The 18,974-nt window shown below is 62.9% G+C and carries 15 protein-coding genes; 8 read left to right on the top strand and 7 right to left on the bottom strand.

Features of this window, described 5'->3' with window-relative positions; genetic code table 11:
• Positions 1–97: 97 nt before the first annotated feature.
• The 5 genes from JFT58_RS18990 to JFT58_RS18970 all read right to left on the bottom strand — a co-directional run bounded on the left by JFT58_RS18990 (position 98) and on the right by JFT58_RS18970 (position 7,247).
• Positions 98–3,169 (bottom strand): error-prone DNA polymerase, encoded by a 3,072-nt coding sequence (locus JFT58_RS18990; RefSeq protein WP_054898516.1) that lies wholly within the window; start codon positions 3,167–3,169, stop codon positions 98–100.
• 157 nt (positions 3,170–3,326) lie between these two features.
• Positions 3,327–4,742 carry a Y-family DNA polymerase gene (locus JFT58_RS18985; protein WP_054898515.1) on the bottom strand — a complete coding sequence of 472 codons (1,416 nt, stop codon included), beginning with the start codon at positions 4,740–4,742 and terminating at the stop codon, positions 3,327–3,329.
• 7 nt (positions 4,743–4,749) lie between these two features.
• The gene (gene imuA, locus JFT58_RS18980; RefSeq protein ID WP_003191873.1) at positions 4,750–5,364 is read right to left on the bottom strand and encodes a translesion DNA synthesis-associated protein ImuA; all 615 of its coding nucleotides are present in this window, start codon (positions 5,362–5,364) and stop codon (positions 4,750–4,752) included.
• Positions 5,364–5,981: a transcriptional repressor LexA gene (gene lexA / locus JFT58_RS18975; protein WP_054898514.1), complete on the bottom strand. Its 618-nt coding sequence runs from the start codon at positions 5,979–5,981 to the stop codon at positions 5,364–5,366. Before lexA ends, imuA begins: the two co-directional genes overlap by 1 nt.
• Before the next feature lie 678 nt (positions 5,982–6,659).
• Entirely contained in the window at positions 6,660–7,247 is a 588-nt protein-coding gene (locus JFT58_RS18970; RefSeq protein WP_054898678.1) for an NUDIX domain-containing protein, read from the bottom strand.
• 165 nt (positions 7,248–7,412) lie between these two features.
• Here JFT58_RS18970 and JFT58_RS18965 point away from each other — a divergent pair, with 165 nt between their 5' ends.
• The gene (locus JFT58_RS18965; RefSeq protein ID WP_054898677.1) at positions 7,413–8,339 is read left to right on the top strand and encodes an alpha/beta hydrolase; all 927 of its coding nucleotides are present in this window, start codon (positions 7,413–7,415) and stop codon (positions 8,337–8,339) included.
• A gap of 191 nt (positions 8,340–8,530) precedes the next feature.
• On the opposite strand, the gene JFT58_RS18960 is transcribed toward JFT58_RS18965, so the two are convergent.
• Positions 8,531–9,691: an alpha-hydroxy acid oxidase gene (locus tag JFT58_RS18960; RefSeq protein ID WP_054898676.1), complete on the bottom strand. Its 1,161-nt coding sequence runs from the start codon at positions 9,689–9,691 to the stop codon at positions 8,531–8,533.
• Positions 9,692–9,811: 120 nt separating this feature from the next.
• Between JFT58_RS18960 and JFT58_RS18955 the strand changes: the two genes are divergently transcribed.
• Positions 9,812–10,597 (top strand): DeoR/GlpR family DNA-binding transcription regulator, encoded by a 786-nt coding sequence (locus tag JFT58_RS18955; RefSeq protein ID WP_054898675.1) that lies wholly within the window; start codon positions 9,812–9,814, stop codon positions 10,595–10,597.
• A gap of 368 nt (positions 10,598–10,965) precedes the next feature.
• Here JFT58_RS18955 and JFT58_RS18950 read toward each other — a convergent pair whose 3' ends face one another.
• Positions 10,966–11,871, bottom strand: coding sequence for a LysR family transcriptional regulator (locus JFT58_RS18950; protein ID WP_054898674.1), 906 nt, complete (start codon positions 11,869–11,871; stop codon positions 10,966–10,968).
• Positions 11,872–12,083: 212 nt separating this feature from the next.
• On the opposite strand from JFT58_RS18950, the gene JFT58_RS18945 reads away from it, so the two are divergent.
• The 6 genes from JFT58_RS18945 to JFT58_RS18920 all read left to right on the top strand — a co-directional run bounded on the left by JFT58_RS18945 (position 12,084) and on the right by JFT58_RS18920 (position 18,958).
• On the top strand, positions 12,084–12,695 hold the full coding sequence (locus JFT58_RS18945) for a cysteine dioxygenase (RefSeq protein ID WP_054898673.1): 612 nt from the start codon (positions 12,084–12,086) through the stop codon (positions 12,693–12,695).
• The gene (locus tag JFT58_RS18940; protein WP_054898672.1) at positions 12,692–14,275 is read left to right on the top strand and encodes a rhodanese-related sulfurtransferase; all 1,584 of its coding nucleotides are present in this window, start codon (positions 12,692–12,694) and stop codon (positions 14,273–14,275) included. The genes JFT58_RS18945 and JFT58_RS18940 overlap by 4 nt, the downstream gene beginning before the upstream one ends.
• 82 nt (positions 14,276–14,357) lie before the next feature.
• The gene (locus tag JFT58_RS18935; RefSeq protein WP_054898671.1) at positions 14,358–15,332 is read left to right on the top strand and encodes an ABC transporter substrate-binding protein; all 975 of its coding nucleotides are present in this window, start codon (positions 14,358–14,360) and stop codon (positions 15,330–15,332) included.
• 10 nt (positions 15,333–15,342) lie between these two features.
• Positions 15,343–16,683, top strand: coding sequence for an LLM class flavin-dependent oxidoreductase (locus tag JFT58_RS18930; protein WP_054898670.1), 1,341 nt, complete (start codon positions 15,343–15,345; stop codon positions 16,681–16,683).
• Positions 16,684–16,844: 161 nt separating this feature from the next.
• A complete protein-coding gene (locus JFT58_RS18925) occupies positions 16,845–18,014 on the top strand; it encodes an acyl-CoA dehydrogenase family protein (RefSeq protein WP_198834492.1) in 1,170 nt (389 codons plus the stop codon).
• A complete protein-coding gene (locus tag JFT58_RS18920; RefSeq protein ID WP_054898668.1) occupies positions 18,011–18,958 on the top strand; it encodes a D-isomer specific 2-hydroxyacid dehydrogenase family protein in 948 nt (315 codons plus the stop codon). Before JFT58_RS18925 ends, JFT58_RS18920 begins: the two co-directional genes overlap by 4 nt.
• Positions 18,959–18,974 lie beyond the last annotated feature (16 nt).

Below are 18,974 nucleotides of genomic sequence, written 5' to 3'. Positions count from 1 at the left end.
TGGGCTCTGTGCAGGGACAAGACAGTCGCAAGTTTTGGAGCGCGCCAGCGGTGGATGGTTTCATCCTGAGCACAGAGGAATGCACAAACCCCTGGAACTAATGAAAATCCCGGCTGCGCACCACCATTCCATCCAGCAACGGCGTCAAATCGGTGAGGCGCCCCGCGATCAAATGCCGCACCTCACCTACCGCCTCCCAACGGCCGTCCACCTTGAGCAAACGCGAGCCCACCAGCGCCTGGCGCTGACGCTCGGCCAGGTCGCGCCAGACCACCACATTGAGGTTGCCGAACTCATCTTCCAGGGTGACAAAGGTCACGCCGCTCGCCGTGCCTGGGCGCTGGCGCCCTGTGACCAGCCCGGCGATGCTCACGTTGCGCCCATGTTCCACCGCCAGCAACTCCTGGGAACTGCGGCAGCGGCGCCGGCGTAACTCGGCGCGCAACAACGCCAGGGGATGGGGCCCCAGGGTGGTACCGAGGGTGGCGTAATCGGCGTGCAAATCTTCGCCGACCGTAGGTTCGGGTAATGCCACCCGCGTTTCATCGGGGCTCGGCAGGCCGGCAAACAAGCCCAGTTGCTGATGCACACCGGCCACGTCCCAGCGCGCCTGATGGCGGTTGCCGGCCAGGGCGCGCAAGGCCCCGGCATCCGCCAACAGCGCCTGGGCACGCGTATCCAGCCCGGCGCGCGCGTCCAGGTCAGCGATGTCATTGAACAGCCGCTGCTGCCTCGCCGCTTCGATACGCCGCCCGTCGTCCTCGCGAAACCCCGAGATCATGCGCAAGCCCAGGCGAATCGCCGGTTGCTGGCCGTCGATGGGCTCCAGGCTGCATTCCCAGTCGCTGGCCTGCACATCTACCGGGCGGATCTGCAAGCGATGGCGCCGGGCGTCCTGCAGGATCTGGTCCGGGCTGTAGAAGCCCATGGGCCAGCTGTTGATCAGGGCGCAGGCAAAGGCCGCCGGCTCATGGCATTTGAGCCAGCAACTGGCATAGGTCAGCAAGGCGAAACTGGCGGCGTGGGACTCCGGGAAACCATAGCTGCCAAAGCCCTTGATCTGCTCGAAAATCTGCGCGGCAAAGGCTTCGGTGTAGCCATTCTTCAGCATGCCGGTGCGCAGGCGCTGCTGATGCGGCTCCAGGCCGCCGTGGCGTTTCCAGGCGGCCATGGAGCGGCGCAACTGGTCGGCCTCGCCAGGGCTGTAGTCGGCGGCGACCATCGCGATTTGCATCACCTGTTCCTGGAACAGCGGGATGCCCAGGGTGCGTTCCAGCACGGCCTTCAATTGCGGCGACGGATAGGTGGTGGGCTCTTCATTATTCCGCCGACGCAAGTACGGATGCACCATGCCGCCCTGGATCGGCCCAGGCCGCACAATGGCAACCTCGATCACCAGGTCATAAAACGTCTGCGGCTTGAGCCGGGGCAACATCGACATCTGCGCCCGCGACTCGATCTGGAACACACCGATGGTGTCGGCCTTGCTGATCATGGCGTAGGTGGCCGGGTCTTCCTTGGGAATCGTGGCCAGGCTCAAGTCCCGGTGGCGATGTCGGCGCAGCAAATCGAAGCAGCGGCGGATCGCGCTGAGCATGCCCAGGGCAAGGATGTCCACCTTGAGCAAACCGACGGCGTCGAGGTCGTCTTTGTCCCACTGGATAATGGTGCGCTCGGCCATGGCCGCATTTTCCACCGGCACCAGGGTGTCCAGCGGGTATTCGCTGATCACAAAGCCGCCAGGGTGCTGGGACAGGTGCCGCGGAAAACCGATCAGTTGCTGGGTCAATGTCAAGACACGCCGCAGCAGTGGGCTGTCCGGGTCGAAGCCGCTTTCACGCAGGCGCTCCAACGGCGGCGCCTCATCGCTCCAGCGCCCGCAGCAATCGGCCAAGACGTTGATCTGGTCCGCCGGCAGCCCGAGGGCCTTGGCCACATCACGTACCGCGCCCGTGGCGTGGTAACTGCTGACCACCGCCGTCAAGGCTGCACGGGTGCGGCCATAGCGCTGGAACACGTATTGCAGCACCTCTTCGCGGCGTTCGTGCTCAAAGTCCACGTCGATGTCCGGCGGCTCGTTGCGCTCTTTGGACAGGAAGCGCTCGAACAGCAGGTTGGTCAGGCTCGGGTTGATTTCGGTGATGCCCAGGGCAAAACACACCGCCGAGTTAGCCGCCGAACCCCGGCCCTGGCACAGGATCGAACGGCTGCGGGCGAAACGCACGATGTCATGCACCGTAAGGAAATAGCTTTCGTAACCCAGCTCGCTGATCAGCTGCAGTTCACGATGGATTTGCTGCAAGGTCTTGTCGTCGATGCCTTCGGGCCAGCGCTGGGCGATGCCTTCTTCGGTGAGGGTGCGCAGCCAGGATTGGGCGTCATGCCCCGCGGGTACCAGCTCGCGTGGATAGTGATAGCGCAACTGGCCGAGGTCGAAGGTGCAGCGCCGCGCGAGGGCGAGGGTTTCATCCAGCAAGGCCTGGGGGTACAGCGCCGCCAGCGCGTCGAGGCTGCGCAGGTGGCGTTCGCCATTGGGGTGCAGGCGCGTGCCAGCTTCGGCCACCGGCACGTGGTGACGGATGGCGGTCATGGTGTCTTGCAGGGCACGGCGGCCTCGCGCATGCATATGCACATCGCCGCAGGCCACGGCAGGGATTTGCAGGCTGTGGGCCAGTTGCAAGCGCTGTTGCAGATGGCGCGCATCGTCCTGCCCACAGTGCAGGTGTACCGCCAGCCACAGGCGCTGGTCGAAGGTGCGGCGCAGCCAGTCGAGGCTGGCCTGGGTGTCGCGGTCTTGCGCCACCCACAACGCCAACAGGCCGGGCAACGGTTGCTCGAAATCTTCCTGTAGCAGGCGATAACTGCCCTTTTCAGCCCGACGCCGGGCCAGGGTGATCAGCCGGCACAGGTGCTGGTAACCGCTCAGGTTCTCCACCAGCAGCACCAGTTTCGGGCCATTTTCGATGTGCATTTCGCTGCCGATAATCAACGGCAAGTCCACGGCTTTGGCGGCTTGCCAGGCACGCACGATGCCTGACAGCGTGCATTCATCGGTAATCGCCAGGGCGCTGTAGCCTTGGCGCTTGGCGCGCTCGAAAAGCTCCAGCGCACTGGAGGCACCACGCTGGAAGCTGAAATTGGACAGGCAGTGCAGCTCGGCATAATTCATGCGCCCCCACCCCCTGTTGTAGGAGCGAGCTTGCTGTGGCGAGGGAGCTTGCTCCCGCTGACTGCGCAGCAGTCTCCGGCTTTTATTGGGGGCGCTGCGCACCCCAGCGCAAGCAAGCGTGCTCGCCACAGTAAGTGCGCTCCAGCTGAGGGGATGCTCATGCAAACCACCCTTGCAACCACAGCCCATCGCCTTGCCCCACCGTGCGATAGGCCCAACCCTGCTGGCCGGCGCGGGTCTGGACCAAGTAATAGTCGCGGCGAACATCGGCGCCATCCCACCAGCCGGATTCAATGCGCTCCGGACCCATCAGGATCTGTACGCCGTGTTCGGCCAGCAAGGTCGGTTGCGACAATAACCAGCCTGGGCGGCGGACCTTGTTCAAGCTCGGGCACGCCTGGTGGTCGGTCGCAGCCTGCCAGGCGCATTCGGGGCGATGGTCGGCCTGAAAACGCAGGCCCTGCACCGCCTCATCCCCCAGGCGTGCACGCAGGCGTTCGCGCAACTGTTCCCACGGCAGGGTTTGTTGCGGGCGGTCGTCGAACAGGTCCTGGCGTTGCGGCACGAACACCGGCAAGTCCTCGGCCACCAGGCGCACACCCCGCACCGGCGCGGTGACCTGTACCTGCTCCAGGCGCCCACGGGCCAGTTCGAACAACATTGAAGGCTCGCGCTCGGCGCTGAGCAGGCCCACCTTGATCACGCTGTCTTGTGCCTGGGCGTGTTCCAGGTGCAGGTCAAAGCGCTGCACGCCACTGTCGCGGCCGCACAGGAACGCGGACAGGTCGCCGGTCAAACGCCGCAAGGGGAACAACAGCGCCTGGTGGGATTGCACATCGAAATTCAACTCGATGCGTGCATCGAACTGGTCGGGCGGTTGATAAAAATCCAGGGCCAATGGCCGCTGCCCGCTCAGGGCGTCGAGGTGCTTGAGCAGGCTGGCGTCAAAACGTCGCGCCAGGGTATGCCGGGGCAAGGCCTGCACCTGGGCCAGGCTGCGCAGGCCCATGCGCGACAAGGCGGTGGCGGCTTGGGGTTCAAGGCCTGCACGGTCGACAGGCAGCGACGCCAGGGCCTGCATCAGGGCGCTGTCATCGGCCACGGCCAGGCCGTCGTAGCCGTTTGCCAATATCCGCGCCGCCGCCGGGTTGGGCGCAGCGACGATGCGATGACGAAAGCCAAGTTCGGTCAGCTCTTTGCGCAAACGCGCCTCAAGTTGCGGCCAGGGCCCGAACAGGCCCAGGCTCGATTCGATCTCGAACAACAAGGCCCGTGGGTAATACAGGCTGACTTGGGAGCTGAATCGGTAGGCCCAGGCGGCCAGAAACTGCTGCAGGCGCTCGATCTCCAGCGGGTCGTATTCGACACAGGCAAACTGCTTGACCAGGGCATGGGCTGCCGTCAACGATTGCCCGGGGCGCAGGCCCAAGGCGCGTGCGGCGGCGTTGACGGTTTGCAACACGCGCCGCTGCGGCGTGCCGGCCAGCAGCGCCAGCGGCTGCTCGGGTTCGGGGTGCACACGCTGTGCCCCGTCCAGCGCCAATTGCGGGAAGACAATACACACCCAACGCATGGCAACCTCAATGCCCCGCCAGGGCAATTGGCGCCGGATGGGCCAGCCCGCCACGGCACTTGAGCACCCGCACTTGCGCGGGCCTGGCCTCGACCGCCAGGCGCAGGGCGGCAGGCGAGGCATTGATCGCCTCGCTCAGGGAGCGCCAGGCAAACGCCAGGGTCTGCCCGGTTTCGGCCGCCACCTGCAAACGCCGCAAGGCACGATCATCGGCCTTGCGCGGCCAACACAACACCGCCCCGCAACTGCCTGAACGCAGGCATTGCTCCACCGCCCACAGCGCGTCACGCTCCTCGGCCCGGATGATGGACAGCTGGCGCACATCCACCCCGGCGTTCTGCCACGCATGGGGATAGGGGGTATAGGGCGGCGCCACCAGCACAATGCGCTCGCCCAGGGCCGACAGGCGCGCCAGGGTAGGCAGCACCAGTTGCAACTCGCCCACCCCGTCCTGGGCCATCAGGATTTCACTCAAGGCCGATTCCGGCCAGCCGCCACTGGGCAGCACCGCATCCAGCGCCGCCAGCCCCGTAGGATGTACGCTGGCCGGGGGCGCGGCGGGCCGGCCCTTCCAGACTCGCCCGCCATTGAACAGCGAGTCCAGGGCAACCACGGCGCCCATCAGCCTTGCCTCACCAGGCCGCAGAACACGCCTTCGATGGCCAGGTCCTGCTCGGGCCCGACCACGATGGGTTGATAGGCCGGGTTGCGCGGCAACAGGCGAACACTGTCGCCGTGGCGCTCGAAACGCTTGATGGTGACGTCGCCGTCCAGGCGTGCCACCACAATCTGCCCGTTCAAGGCTTCGGCACTGCGGCGCACGCCCACCAGGTCGCCATCGAGAATGCCATCTTCAATCATCGAATCGCCCTGCACCCGCAGCAGGTAATCGGGGGTTTTGGCGAAAGTGGCGGGGTCCAGTTGCAAGCGGCTGTGCACCTCGGCATCGGCGCCAATCGGCCGACCGGCCGCCACACGGCCGAGCACCGGTACATCCAGCCACTCGGGACGCGCAGGTTGATTGAGCAAGCGAATGCCACGGGCCTGGTTGGGGTTGACCTCGATAAACCCAGCTTCGGTCAGCGCCACCACATGCTTGCGGGCGACGCTGCGCGAGGCGAAGCCGAACGCCTCGGCGATCTCGGCGAGGCTGGGAGGCTGGCCTTGTTGCGCGATGCGCTCGCGAATGAAGGTCAGGATGGCGGTGCGGCGGGGAGTCAGGTTTGTCATGGAGTACATTTGTACTCCTGTGGGAAACTTCTGACAATAACCGTCAGTCTGCTAGTTGCCACCTACTTGTGGGAGCGGGCTTGCTCGCGAAGGCGATGTATCCGCTAGCACATGTGAAAACTGACCCACCGCTTTCGCGAGCAAGCCCGCTCCCACATGAAGGCATAGGTATCTACATAACTCTGTAGGTTGTAGCCGACGACGGTAACTACGATGCGAAGCGAGCCGCTCTTGATCTTGATCTTAGGCGCCCCGTTAAACCACGCTGGCCGGAATTCGACAGGGATTTGGGGGGTAAACCGGCAGGGATGCCGGTTTAGCCGCCCCGCGCCATGGATGGCGCGTGGCGGCGGCCCCCCAAATCACTGGCGGATTACGGGCACACCGAGCCTGGGCGAGGTGCCGAGTGGTGGGGCAAGAGCGTTTTGCTTACTTTTGCGCTTTTCAAAAGTGAGCCGCTGTAAAAGCGGAACCCTAAGTGGCCGCTACCGCAGGAATGGATATGTACACGGTCCAACTGTGTTGACTGTCAGGCCGTCTTCGCAGGCAAGCCAGCTCCCACATTGGATCGCGGGGCATCAGTTATATCTGTGTCGGCTGCCAGGCCGTCACGGGAGCAAGCTCCCTCGCCACAGATTCAGCGTCGTGCCAAAGTTGTGTAGATACCTATGCACATGAAGGCATACCTCACCACCCCTCTTTCAACATCCGCAGCTCCAGATGCTGCAACAACATAATCGTCTTGCCATCCACAATCTCCCCGCTCTGCACCATCGCCAGTGCCTGCTCAAAGCCCAGCTCCAGTACCTCGATATCCTCGCCCTCTTCTTCCAGGCCTCCGCCCGCTCCCACTCGGTCGCCTGGCTGGTATTCACCGATAAAAAAGTGAATCCGCTCCGTCACAGATCCCGGGCTCATGAACGCCGCGTAGATTTTCTCAACATGCCCGACGCGATAGCCGGTCTCTTCCTCGGCCTCCAGGCGGATGCGTTCTTCGGCGCTGGCGTTATCGAGCAAACCGGCCGCCGCTTCAATCAGGTAGCCGGGGTAATCGTTGACGAAAGTGGGTATGCGGAACTGGCGAATCAGCAAGACTGTGCGTTGCTCATGGTTGTACAACAGGATGGTCGCACCGTTGCCCCGGTCATACACCTCGCGGGTCTGGGCTTGCCAACTGCCGTCGCGACGGCGCAGGTCGAAGCTGTATTTCTTCAGCAGGTACCAGTTGTCCGAGAGGGTTTCTTCGGCGGTGATGCGCACGGGGCTGTTGTTCATGTGTAGGCCTTTGCAGGTAGGGCAGGTTCGAGCCGTCCACCCTATCAACCCGCGCGAGGATTGTTCAATGCTGTAACACTTTCATCCGTCACGGCCGTCGCATTAATGCCTACCCGCCCAGGCCATCTGGTAAAACCCGTGCTTCATCTTTGTTCTGGAACCTTCATGTCTTCTGTTTCTATGCCCCGCCGGGGCCTGCGCTGGCTTGTCTGGCTGTGCATGGCCGTGTTGATTGTCGGCCTGCCGGTCGGCTGCGCCGTGTTGCAACACAAGGAGCGCGAACTTGTGTTTCGCATCGAGCCGGGAACCGCCGGCTGGTACACCGGCCTGCCCAAGGCGGTGCAGGAATTCGAACTCACGCCCGCCAGTTTCAAAGCAGGGCAGAACATTCATGGCTGGTGGTACCCGGCAGCCAACAAAGACGCGCCCGCCATCCTCTACCTGCACGGGGTACGCTGGAACCTCACGGGCCAATTGTTTCGCATCGAGCAATTGCATGCCCTGGGCTTTTCGGTCCTGGCCATCGACTATCGCGGCTTTGGCCAAAGCCAGGGCGACCTGCCCTCGGAAGCCACGGTGTACGAGGACGCACGCATTGCCTGGGAGCGTTTCCAGACCCTGCAACCAGACCCCGGCAAACGCCTGATCTACGGGCACTCCCTGGGTGGCGCGGTCGCCATCGACCTCGCTGCCGAGTTGGGCAAGCAGGTGCCATTGCCGGTGCGTGGGCTGGTGATCGAGTCCACGTTCACCTCCCTGGCGGATGTCGCCACGGCCGTTGCCAACACCTCATTGCCGGTACGCTGGTTGCTGTCGCAGAAGTTCGATTCCATCGACAAGATTGCCGACATCCACATGCCGCTGCTGGTGGTCCACGGCCTCGACGACCGCTACGTGCCGCCGCGCTTCAGCCAGCAGTTATTCGAAGCCGCCCAGCAACCCAAACACCTGTTGCTGGTGCCAGGTGCCAGCCATAACAACAGCATGAACCTCGCCGGACGCAGCTATGGCCAGGCGCTGGAAAACCTGATGCGCACGAAGATGCCGGCTCAGGTGGTAACACACTCCACAGGCCGCGATAACGCCTCATAAATACGCTTTTCGGCACTGGGTTAGCGCTTGGCTGTCAAGCGCAAACCCTGGCCATGTTGGCCCGAAATACAAGTTGATCAAATAATGACCTTCGCTGAAATCGCCAACGCTGCCGGGCCTTCGCAAAGTTATCCACAGAGATACCCACGGTTTTCGTGGACAACTCTTTTTATATTTTTACGTTTTTTTGCTCAAGCCGTGCTTCCAGGAAAGGTACCGGGCAACAGGATTTCGCGATTCACTTCGCGTATATCCTTATAGCCACAGAGCGCCATCGACACATCCAGTTCGCGGGCGATGATATCGAGGGCCTTGGTCACGCCCGCCTCGCCCATAGCCCCTAGCCCATACAAGTGCGGGCGGCCAATCATGGTGCCCTTGGCGCCCAGCGCCATGGCCTTGAGCACGTCCTGGCCGGAACGAATACCGCCGTCGAGCCACACTTCAATGCGGTTGCCCACGGCCTCGACAATCGCCGGCAATTGGCTGATGCTCGACGGCGCGCCATCAAGCTGGCGGCCACCGTGGTTACTCACCACCAACGCATCGGCACCGCAATCGGCTGCCAAGCGCGCATCCTCCACATCGAGAATGCCCTTGATGATCAGCTTGCCGCCCCAGCACCGCTTGATCCACGCCACATCGTCCCAGCTCAGGCGCGGGTCAAATTGCTGGGCGGTCCACGACGACAGCGAACTCATGTCGGCCACGCCCTTCACATGCCCGACGATATTGCCAAAACCACGCCGCTGGGTACCCAGCATGCCCATCACCCAGCGCGGCTTGGTGATCATGTTGAGAATGTTCGGCAGGGTCAGCTTGGGCGGCGCGGACAAACCATTGATCAAGTCCTTGTGGCGCTGCCCCAGAATCTGCAAATCCAGGGTCAGCACCAATGCATCCACCCCGGCCGCCTTGGCGCGCTCGATCAACTGCTCGATAAAACTGCGGTCGCGCATCACATACAACTGGAACCAGAACGGCTGGCCGACATGCTCGGCGATGTCTTCCAGCGAACAGATACTCATGGTCGACAAGGTGTAGCGCAGCCCGAACGCAGCAGCGGCACGGGCAGTGAGGATTTCGCCATCGGCGTGCTGCATGCCCGCCAGGCCAGTCGGCGCCAACGCCACAGGCATGGCCATGTGCTGGCCGATCATGCTGGCGCGGATCGAACGCTCGTCGATATTGCGCGCCACCCGTTGGCGGAACTTGATACGCGCAAAATCAGTTTCGTTGGCGCGGTAGGTGCTCTCAGTCCAGGAGCCGGAATCGGCGTAGTCGTAGAACATGCGGGGGACACGTTTTTGCGCCAGCTTGCGTAAGTCTTCGATGGTTGTGATCAACGGCATCGGGTCACCTCTCCCTGAACTGAACACAGAGAGTAACCGGCAGGAGCGTGGGCAACCAGCCGTTGCGTTTAGATGGGCCGGCGATTAATCTCGCACAAACCCGCAATAAAGCGCACAAACATGCATAACACTCATCAAGCCATCGACCTGCCTTCCCTGCGCAAACAGAAGATCTTGTTGTTGCTGGAACGCGACGGCAAGGTCACTGCCTCCGAGTTGGTCGAGCATTTTGCCGTGTCCCAGGACACCATCCGCCGCGACCTCGGCGAACTCGCTGCCGCCGGCCTGTTGCAACGCGTACATGGCGGCGCCCTGCCCCGACCCAAGGACACCGGCAAGGATTTCTTTACCCGTGTCGGGGAAACCAACGAGGTCAAGCGCCACCTCGCTCGCGTGGCGGCGGAGCGGGTTGAAGACGGCCAGATCGTGCTGTTCGATTCTGGCTCCACCACCTTGCAGATCGCACAGTGCTTGCCCCATGCACTGCACCTGACCGTGGTCACGCCATCCCCCATGATCGCCATCGCCCTGGCCGACCATCCGCATATAAAAGTGATCCTGGCCGGCGGCCAACTCAACCCCGCCACGCTCTCCACCGGTGGCCATGACGCGGTGCGGCTGATCCAGAGCGTCAAGGCCGACCTGTTGTTCACCGGAGTTTGCGCACTGCATCCGCAAGTGGGCATCACCTCGCTGCATTTTGGTGAAGTCGCCGTCAAGCAAGCCTTGCTCGACAGCGCGTCCCACGTCATCGCCGTGACCACCTCAGACAAGCTCGGCGCGGTGGAACCCTTTGTGGTGGCGCCTTGCAGCCGTATTCATACGCTGATTACCGAGTGGGACGCGCCGGAGGTGCAAGCATATGAACAGTTGGGGTTGCAGGTGCAGCGGGTGGACGTGCAGTGATGCAAACCCTGTGTAGGAGCGAGCTTGCTCGCGAAAACGTCAACAATAACGCGTGTTTCCTGAATGAACGCGGCGCCTGAGCGTTTTTCGCGAGCAAGCTCGCTCCTACAAAAAGGGCACACCGAGCCTGGGCGAGGTGCCGAGTGGTGGGGCAAGAGCCTTTTGCTTACTTTTGGCTGGGCCGGCATTCCGGCTCTTTTCAAAAGTGAGCCGCTGTAAAAGCGGAACCCTAAGTAGCCGTTACCGCAGGAATGGATATGTACTCGGTCTGACACCCTGTATCGGCTGTCAGGCCGCTATCGCAGGCAAGCCAGCTCCCACAGTTTAATCGCGGGGTGCCAGGTGGATAGGCGTCGGCTGGCAGAGCGTCAGGCAGCGCTGCGGATCTTGCGCAAAGCATCCGCCACCCATTGACCAAACGCATCCACCGGCCCTTGCAGGTTGCCGAGAAAATGCGGATAGATCAGCCACAAATCCATCACCGGCTTGAAGTCCTTGAGGGGCATCGCCGCCAGGTGCTCGCGATGAGCACTGCGTTCCAGCAACGGACGCGGCACCAGGCCAAGGCCGAGGCCGTCGGCCACCAGGCCCAGTTGCAGTTCGGTGCCGAAGGTTTCCAGGTTCACCCGCAACGCCAGGCCCTGGTCAGACAAGGTGCGCTGCAACCCCGCACGGAACCCGCAACCGTCCGGGTTGAGGATCCAACCGCTCTGGTACACGTCCGCCAGCTTGCAAGGCTTCTTCGGCAACTGCGCCTTGGCACAGACCACCACCAACTCCATCTTGCCGATGGACTCACCGACCAGGTTGTCCGGGAAGATCTTGCCCGCGGGGAACAACGCCACCGCCGCATCCAGTTCGCCGCGTTCGATCTTGCCGACCAATTGGCTGCCCCAGCCGGTGGCAACTTGGGCGCGCAAGTCGGCGTATTCGCTGCGCAGATGCTTGAGTGCGTCCAGCAGCACCACATCGCCGATGGTCTGCGGTACGCCAAGGCGCAGCACGCCGCTGGGCGGCGCATCGGTGGCCACCAGTTCGCGCAGGGCATCCATCTCGCGCAGGATCAACCGGCATTGCTCATAGACACGGGTACCGATCAGCGTTGGCTTGAGGGGCTTGGTGTTGCGGTCGAACAGCTCCACTCCCAGAGCCTGCTCGAAGTTCTGCACGCGGCGGGTGATGGCTGGCTGGGTCAGCTGCAACGACGCGGCGGCATGGCTGATGGACTGGCAACGAATCACTTCGACAAAGGCATCGATATCGTCAATTTTCATTTGGGCCGCACATACAGATCAGTCATTAAGATGTGCGTGAAGCATAGTGGCCGCACACAGGTCTGGATAGCCCAGCCAGTGATCAATAACGTCTAACACTATTCAAACCGGTTCTAAATTACCTCCGGCTATAAGCTAATCATTAAAAAATAGCATATTAAAAATAAACATTATGCTTAGATAAAGCATGCCAACAGCCCGATGGAATGGTCATGACCCAGGCCCGACACCCCGAGAGACTCAGAGCCTTCATAGGCGCCCTGGCGGAATTGATCGACGGCAACCCGCGTGAAGGCGACCTGCTGCACCGTGGCGGCAAGCTGCTGGCGCAACTGGTCAGCCACGATGATTGGCTGCCCGACGAGTTCGCCCAGCCCGACCCCGAGCGCTACCAGCAATTTTTGCTGCATGCCGATTCGCGCCAGCGGTTCAGCGTGGTCAGCTTTGTATGGGGGCCAGGGCAACGCACGCCGATTCATGATCACAGGGTGTGGGGTCTGATCGGCATGTTGCGCGGGGCGGAGGTTTCCCAGGGGTTTGCCCGGGCGCCGGGCGCCAGCCTGATAGCGCGAGGCGAACCCGTGCAATTGCTGCCGGGCCAGGTCGAGGCAGTGTCGCCCAAGGTCGGCGATATCCACCAGGTCAGCAATGCCCACGGCGATCAGGTGTCCATCAGCATCCATGTATACGGCGCCAATATCGGCGCGGTGCGCCGGGCGGTGTATCAACCCGACGGCAGCGAGAAACTGTTTATCTCCGGTTATTCCAACGCCTATCTCCCGAACATCTGGGACCTGTCCAAAGAAAAGAGCCCTGCCCTATGACCACCCTATCGACCCGCAGCTTTGCGCAGATTCGCCAGGCCCTGTTGGCACGTGAAGAAGTCGCGCTGATCGACGTGCGTGAGGAAGCCCCCTTTGCCGAGGCCCACCCGCTGTTCGCCGCGAATATCCCCTTGTCCAAGCTGGAACTGGAGGTGTACGCGCGCATTCCACGCCGCGATACCCAGGTCACCCTGTACGACAACGGCGAAGGGCTGGCCCACCGCGCCGCCGAACGCCTGGTTGCACTGGGCTACACCCAGGTCAGCCTGCTGGAGGATGGGCTGGACGGTTGGCGCCGGGCCGGTGGCGAGCTGTTTATCGACGTCAATGTACCCAGCAAGGCGTTTGGCGAACTGGTAGAGAACCAGCGTCACACGCCGTCCCTGGCCGCCGAAGAGGTCCAGGCCCTGCTCGACAGCCAGGCCGATGTGGTGGTGCTCGATGCGCGCCGTTTCGACGAATACCAGGCCATGAGCATCCCCACCGGCATCAGCGTGCCGGGAGCCGAGTTGGTATTGCGCGCCCGTGAGCTGGCGCCCGATCCGTCTACGCGCATTATCGTCAATTGCGCCGGGCGCACCCGCAGCATTATTGGCACCCAGTCGTTGATTAACGCCGGCCTCCCCAACCCGGTGGCAGCCCTGCGCAACGGCACCATCGGCTGGACCTTGGCCGGGCAGACCCTCGCCCATGGCCAGGCGCGCCGCTTTGCGCCGACCTCGGAAAACCATCGCCAGCTCGCCGCCCAAAAGGCACGTGGTGTTGCCGATAAAGCCGGGGTCAAGCGTGCGACGCTCAATGACCTGCAGCGCTGGCAACAGGACGCGACCCGCACCACCTACCTGTTCGATGTGCGCACCGTAGAAGAATTCGAAGCCGGCCACCTGCCGGGCGCCCGCGCCACCCCGGGCGGGCAACTGGTGCAGGAAACCGATCACGTCGCCAGTGTGCGCGGTGCGCGCTTGGTACTAGTGGACGACGACGGCGTGCGCGCCAATATGTCCGCGTCATGGCTGGCCCAGTTGGGCTGGCAGGTCTCGGTGCTGGACGACCTGCAAGCCACGCACTTCAGCGAACGCGGTGCATGGGTCGCACCCGTGCCGCCACCGCCCCAGGCCGAACTGATCAGCCCCCACACCCTTGCCGACTGGCTCAGCCATGGCGACACGCAGGTGCTGGACTTCACCGCCAGCGCCAACTACGTGAAACGTCATATCCCCGGCGCCTGGTGGGTGCTGCGCGCGCAACTGCCCGAGGCCCTGAGCAAGGTACCGAGCGCCCAGCGCTATGTGTTGACCTGCGGCAGCAGCCAACTGGCGCGCCTGGCCGTGCCGGAAGTCGAGGCCCTCACCGGCAAGCCGGTCTTTTTGCTGCAGGACGGCACGGCTGGCTGGATCCATGCGCAACTGCCCCTTGAGTCAGGCGAAAGCCACCTGGCTTCCCCGCGTATCGACCGCTACCGCCGCCCTTACGAAGGCACCGACAACCCACGGGAAGCCATGCAGGCTTACCTGGATTGGGAGTTCGGCCTCGTGGAGCAACTGGCCCGCGACGGCACCCATGGCTTCTACGTGATCTGATTCACAGCTGCATCGTTTCGCCCAACCGACCCCTTCTCCAGGCGGAGGTATCTCCCTTTACCCAACGCCTGGAGTTTTTCCCATGCTGTATGCCCTCCCATTCAAACGCCTGCTGTGGGGCGCCGCCCTGGCCTTCGGCGTGCTTTTTACCGTCCAGGCTGGCGACCTGCAACCGCTGCGCGTGGCCAACCAGAAATCCACGATCAAGGCACTGCTGGAAGCCTCGGGCGAAAGCCAGAACGTGCCCTACGAGATCAAATGGTCGGAATTCCCCTCGGCCTCGCCCCTGGGCGAAGCGCTGAACGCCGGCGCTGTGGATGTCGGCGCCCTGGGTGATGCCCCTTATGTGTTCGCCCTCGGCGCCGGTGCCTCGATCAAGGTGATCAGCATCATCCATGCCGAAGGCCGTAACACCACGGCGCTGCTGGTGCCCAAGGATTCGCCGATCAAGACCGCGGCCGACCTCAAGGGCAAGAAGATCGTCACCGGGCGCGGCTCCATCGGGCATTACCTGGCGATCAAGGCCCTGAACGATGCCGGGCTGACCACCCAGGATGTGCAGTTCATCTTCCTGCTGCCCGCCGAGTCCCGGCTGGTACTCGACAACGGCACCGCCGATGCCTGGGCGACATGGGACCCTTACACCACCGTGGTCACCTCACAAAGCAATGCTCGTGTGTTGGTCAGCGGCAAGCACCTGCTGAGCAATCACCTGTACTTCGCCGCCACCGGCCAGGCCATTGCCGACAAGCGCGTGCAACTGGACGACTTTGTCGCCCGCATTGATCGCGCCTACGCCTGGGCCAATACCCATCCCGAGCAATACGCCGCTGCCCAAGCCAAGATCACTGGCCTGCCACTGGCCGTGCATATCGAAGTGGCCCAGGACACCCATCTTTCCCCGGTCACGATTGACGATACGGTGATCCATGGCCTGCAAACCACCGCCGACACCTATGTAAAAGAAGGCCTGCTGAGCAAACACATCGACGTCTCCCAGGGCTTCGATTCCAGCTTCAACGCCAAGCGTATCCCCCTCGAACAAGCCTCGCGCTAAGGAGCAGAACATGAGCAAGCCACGTCAATTGAAACTCGGTGCCATGGTGCACGGTGTCGGCCACGGTTGGGGCGAATGGCGCCACCCGCAGGCACAACCCGACGCCAGCACGAATTTCGGCTTCTACAAGCAGCAGACCGAACTGGCCGAAGCCGCCCGGTTCGACTTCGTGTTCATCGCCGACAGCCTGCATATCCACCCCAAGTCCAGCCCCCATTACCTCAACCGTTTCGAGCCGCTGACGATCCTCTCGGCCCTGGCCGCGCTGACCACTCACATCGGCCTGGTCGCCACCGTGACCGTCAGTTACACCGAGCCTTACCAGGTAGCACGCCAGTTCGCCTCCCTGGACCACATCAGCGGCGGCCGCGCCGGCTGGAACGTCGTCACCTCGTGGCTGAGTGGCACCGCCGATAACTTCGGCAAGGCCGAGCATCCGCCCCACGCCGTGCGCTACCGCATCGCCAAGGAACACCTGAATGTGGTCAAGGGTCTGTGGGATTCCTGGGAGGACGACGCCTTTGCCTATAACAAACACAGCGGCGAATTCTTCACCCCAGGCAAGTTGCATGCGCTTAACCACAAGGGCGAATTCTTCTCGGTCAAAGGGCCGCTGAACATCGCGCGCTCGCGCCAGGGCCAACCGGCGATTTTCCAGGCGGGCACTTCGGAGGACGGGCGTAACTTTGCGGCTGAAAACGCTGATGCGATTTTCGTGCATGTGGAAACTATCGACGAGGGCAAGGCCTACAGCGCCGATTTGAAACGCCGCGCCAAGGGCTTTGGCCGCGACCCGGACAGCCTGTCGATCCTGCCGGGCATCCGCCCGATTGTCGGGCGCGATGCCGCCGAAGTGGAAAGCCGCTACCAGCAAGCCGTGGCGCTGGTCACTGTGGAAGACGCCATCGTCGCCCTCGGCCGACCGTTCAACGACCATGATTTCAGCCAGTACCCGCTGGATGCGCCCTTCCCTGAACTGGGCGACCTGGGCGCCAACAGCCAGAAAGGTGGCTCCGAACGTATCAAGCAACTGGCCCGTGACGAAGGCCTGACCCTGCGCGAAGTGGCCCTGCGTTTCTCACGGCCCCAGCGCGACTTTGTCGGCACCCCGGAACAGGTCGCGGATGCCATTCAGACCTGGTTCGAGAGCGGCGCCAGCGATGGTTTCATCATCAACTCGGTACTGCCGGATGGCCTGCAGTATTTCACTGAGTTGGTGGTGCCTGTGCTTCAACAGCGAGGGTGGTTCCGTACCGAGTACAGCGGCCACACCCTACGGGACAACCTCGGCCTGGAAGTGCCAGCGAACCGCTACAGCGTGATCGAAGCCACCGAACAAGCCCTGGCCTGAATGCTACCCCCTGTAGGAGCGAGCTTGCTCGCGAAGAACGCCCACGATAACGCGTACTTCCTGAATAAACGCGGCGCCTGTGAGTTTTTCGCGAGCAAGCTCGCTCCTACAAGGGGGTCAGGGCTTGCCACCCTCCCACATTTTTGACCGAGTACAGACTTATGACTCAACCGTCTCTCAAGGCTGTGGAAGCCGTCGATTTCGACGCCCTGCTTGATCATCTCAGCGCCGAGCTGGCAAGTACGGCGCCCCTCTATGACGAAAGCGGCGCCTTCCCCTACGCTAATTTCAAGCTCCTGCACCAACACCAACTCATCGCCCTGACCGTGCCGAAAAAACTCGGCGGCGGTGGCGCCAGCCTGTCCCAGGCGCGCAAGGTCATCAGCGCCATCGCCAAGGGCGAACCGTCCACGGCATTGATCCTGGTGATGCAATACCTGCAACACGCCCGCCTGCAAGACAACCAGAGCTGGCCCGCACACCTGCGCGTGCAGGTCGCGCAGGAGGCAGCGCAGAACGGCGCGCTGATCAATGCCCTGCGTGTCGAACCTGACCTTGGCACCCCAGCCCGTGGCGGTTTGCCGGCCACCACCGCCGTGCGCACCGCCGACGGCTGGCGTATCAGTGGGCGCAAGCTCTACTCCACCGGCAGCCATGGCCTGAGCTGGTTCAGCGTGTGGGCGCGCAGCGATGAGGCCGACCCGCTGGTAGGCGCCTGGCTGGAGCCCAAGGCCAGCCCCGGCGTCAGCATCATCGACACCTGGGACCACTTGGGCATGCGCGCCACCTGCAGCCATGAGGTGGTGTTGGACAACGTATGGGTGCCCCTGGACCATGCGGTCAGCGTCAGCCCCTGGAGCGCCCCGCAAGCGGAGCTGGATGGCGAAGGATTCCTCTGGATGTCGGTGTTGTTGTCCTCGGTGTACGACGCCGTGGCCCAGGCGGCACGAGACTGGCTGGTGGACTGGCTGGAGGAGCGCAAGCCGTCGAATCTCGGCGCGGCACTGTCCACCCTGCCGCGTTTTCAGGAGACCGTCGGCCATATCGACACTTTGCTGTTCGCCAACCGTAGCCTGCTCGATGCTGCTGCCGCAGGGCACACGCCGACGGCCAATGCCGCACAAGTGAAGTACCTGGTGACCGGCAATGCGATCCGTGCGGTCGAGCTGGCCATCGAAGCCTCGGGCAACCCTGGCCTATCACGGCACAGCCCACTGCAACGGCATTACCGCGATGTGCTGTGCAGCCGCATCCACACTCCGCAAAATGACGCCGTGCTGCAAGGCGTCGGCAAAGCTGTGTTCAACCAGCGCCAAAAGGAACGCACATGAGCCAGGTGATTATTGCCAGCCAACTGGACGAAGATTACAACCAGGTGATCCGGGAGCGCCTTGCCCCACTGCACCCCGAAGCCCAGGTAATCGGCGTGCCGGTCGGTGTGCCCAGTGACTTGCCGGCCCACGCCAATATCCTGCTGCTGCGCCCGATCAATGTGCGGGGCTACACCGCCCCCGACACCCCGCCACCGGGCTGGCCCTACGGCGCACAGTGGGTGCACCTGGTGTCGTCGGGTATCGACTTCTACCCCCAGTGGCTATTCAACGGCCCACCCGTGACCACTTCCCGTGGCAGCGCCGCCGATAACCTGGCCGAGTTCGCCCTGGCGGCGATCTTTGCCGCGGCCAAGCATTTGCCGGACATCTGGGTAAAGGATGCCCAGTGGCAGTTCACCGCGCTGCGCCCGCTCAAGGGCACCACGCTGGGCCTTTTGGGCTTTGGCGCGATTGGCACAAGCCTGGCGCAAAAGGCTCTGGCACTGGGGCTCAAGGTGGTGGCGCTGCGTCAAAGCACAACCCCGTTCGGCCTCGATGGCGTGGAAGCGGCCAAGGACATCCACGACCTGTTTGCCCGCGCCGATCACCTGGTGGTGGCGGCCCCCCTGACCGAAGCAACGCGGCATATCATCGATCGTAATGTACTGGCCAGCGCAAAGCCGGGGCTGCACCTGATCAATATCGCCCGCGGTGGCCTGCTCGATCAGCAAGCGCTGTTGCACGCGTTGGATAACAACCAGATCGGCCTGGCTTCCCTCGACGTCACCGAGCCAGAGCCACTGCCCGATGGGCATCCGCTGTACAGCCATCCGAGGGTACGGCTGTCGCCGCATACTTCGGCTATTTCGACCCGCAGCAAGGAGGAAATTGCGGATACGTTCCTGGCTAATCTGGAACGGTATGTGGCGGGCCTTGAGTTAAGTAACCTCGCGAATGTCTGACGGCTTGCCCGCAAAG

Source organism: Pseudomonas sp. MF6767 (assembly GCF_016405475.1).
GTDB classification, from domain to species: domain Bacteria; phylum Pseudomonadota; class Gammaproteobacteria; order Pseudomonadales; family Pseudomonadaceae; genus Aquipseudomonas; species Aquipseudomonas paracarnis.
Note: the sequence above shows the minus strand (reverse complement) of the source record. Positions and strands in the feature narration are given on the sequence as shown.

Excerpts from the sequence above, each read along its gene's own strand:
- JFT58_RS18990 (WP_054898516.1), bottom strand. The coding sequence starts at position 3,169 with ATGAATTATGCCGAGCTGCACTGCCTGTCCAATTTCAGCTTCCAGCGT.
- JFT58_RS18985 (WP_054898515.1), bottom strand. The coding sequence starts at position 4,742 with ATGCGTTGGGTGTGTATTGTCTTCCCGCAATTGGCGCTGGACGGGGCA.
- imuA (WP_003191873.1), bottom strand. The coding sequence starts at position 5,364 with ATGGGCGCCGTGGTTGCCCTGGACTCGCTGTTCAATGGCGGGCGAGTC.
- lexA (WP_054898514.1), bottom strand. The coding sequence starts at position 5,981 with ATGTACTCCATGACAAACCTGACTCCCCGCCGCACCGCCATCCTGACC.
- JFT58_RS18970 (WP_054898678.1), bottom strand. The coding sequence starts at position 7,247 with ATGAACAACAGCCCCGTGCGCATCACCGCCGAAGAAACCCTCTCGGAC.
- JFT58_RS18965 (WP_054898677.1), top strand. The coding sequence starts at position 7,413 with ATGTCTTCTGTTTCTATGCCCCGCCGGGGCCTGCGCTGGCTTGTCTGG.
- JFT58_RS18960 (WP_054898676.1), bottom strand. The coding sequence starts at position 9,691 with ATGCCGTTGATCACAACCATCGAAGACTTACGCAAGCTGGCGCAAAAA.
- JFT58_RS18955 (WP_054898675.1), top strand. The coding sequence starts at position 9,812 with ATGCATAACACTCATCAAGCCATCGACCTGCCTTCCCTGCGCAAACAG.
- JFT58_RS18950 (WP_054898674.1), bottom strand. The coding sequence starts at position 11,871 with ATGAAAATTGACGATATCGATGCCTTTGTCGAAGTGATTCGTTGCCAG.
- JFT58_RS18945 (WP_054898673.1), top strand. The coding sequence starts at position 12,084 with ATGACCCAGGCCCGACACCCCGAGAGACTCAGAGCCTTCATAGGCGCC.
- JFT58_RS18940 (WP_054898672.1), top strand. The coding sequence starts at position 12,692 with ATGACCACCCTATCGACCCGCAGCTTTGCGCAGATTCGCCAGGCCCTG.
- JFT58_RS18935 (WP_054898671.1), top strand. The coding sequence starts at position 14,358 with ATGCTGTATGCCCTCCCATTCAAACGCCTGCTGTGGGGCGCCGCCCTG.
- JFT58_RS18930 (WP_054898670.1), top strand. The coding sequence starts at position 15,343 with ATGAGCAAGCCACGTCAATTGAAACTCGGTGCCATGGTGCACGGTGTC.
- JFT58_RS18925 (WP_198834492.1), top strand. The coding sequence starts at position 16,845 with ATGACTCAACCGTCTCTCAAGGCTGTGGAAGCCGTCGATTTCGACGCC.
- JFT58_RS18920 (WP_054898668.1), top strand. The coding sequence starts at position 18,011 with ATGAGCCAGGTGATTATTGCCAGCCAACTGGACGAAGATTACAACCAG.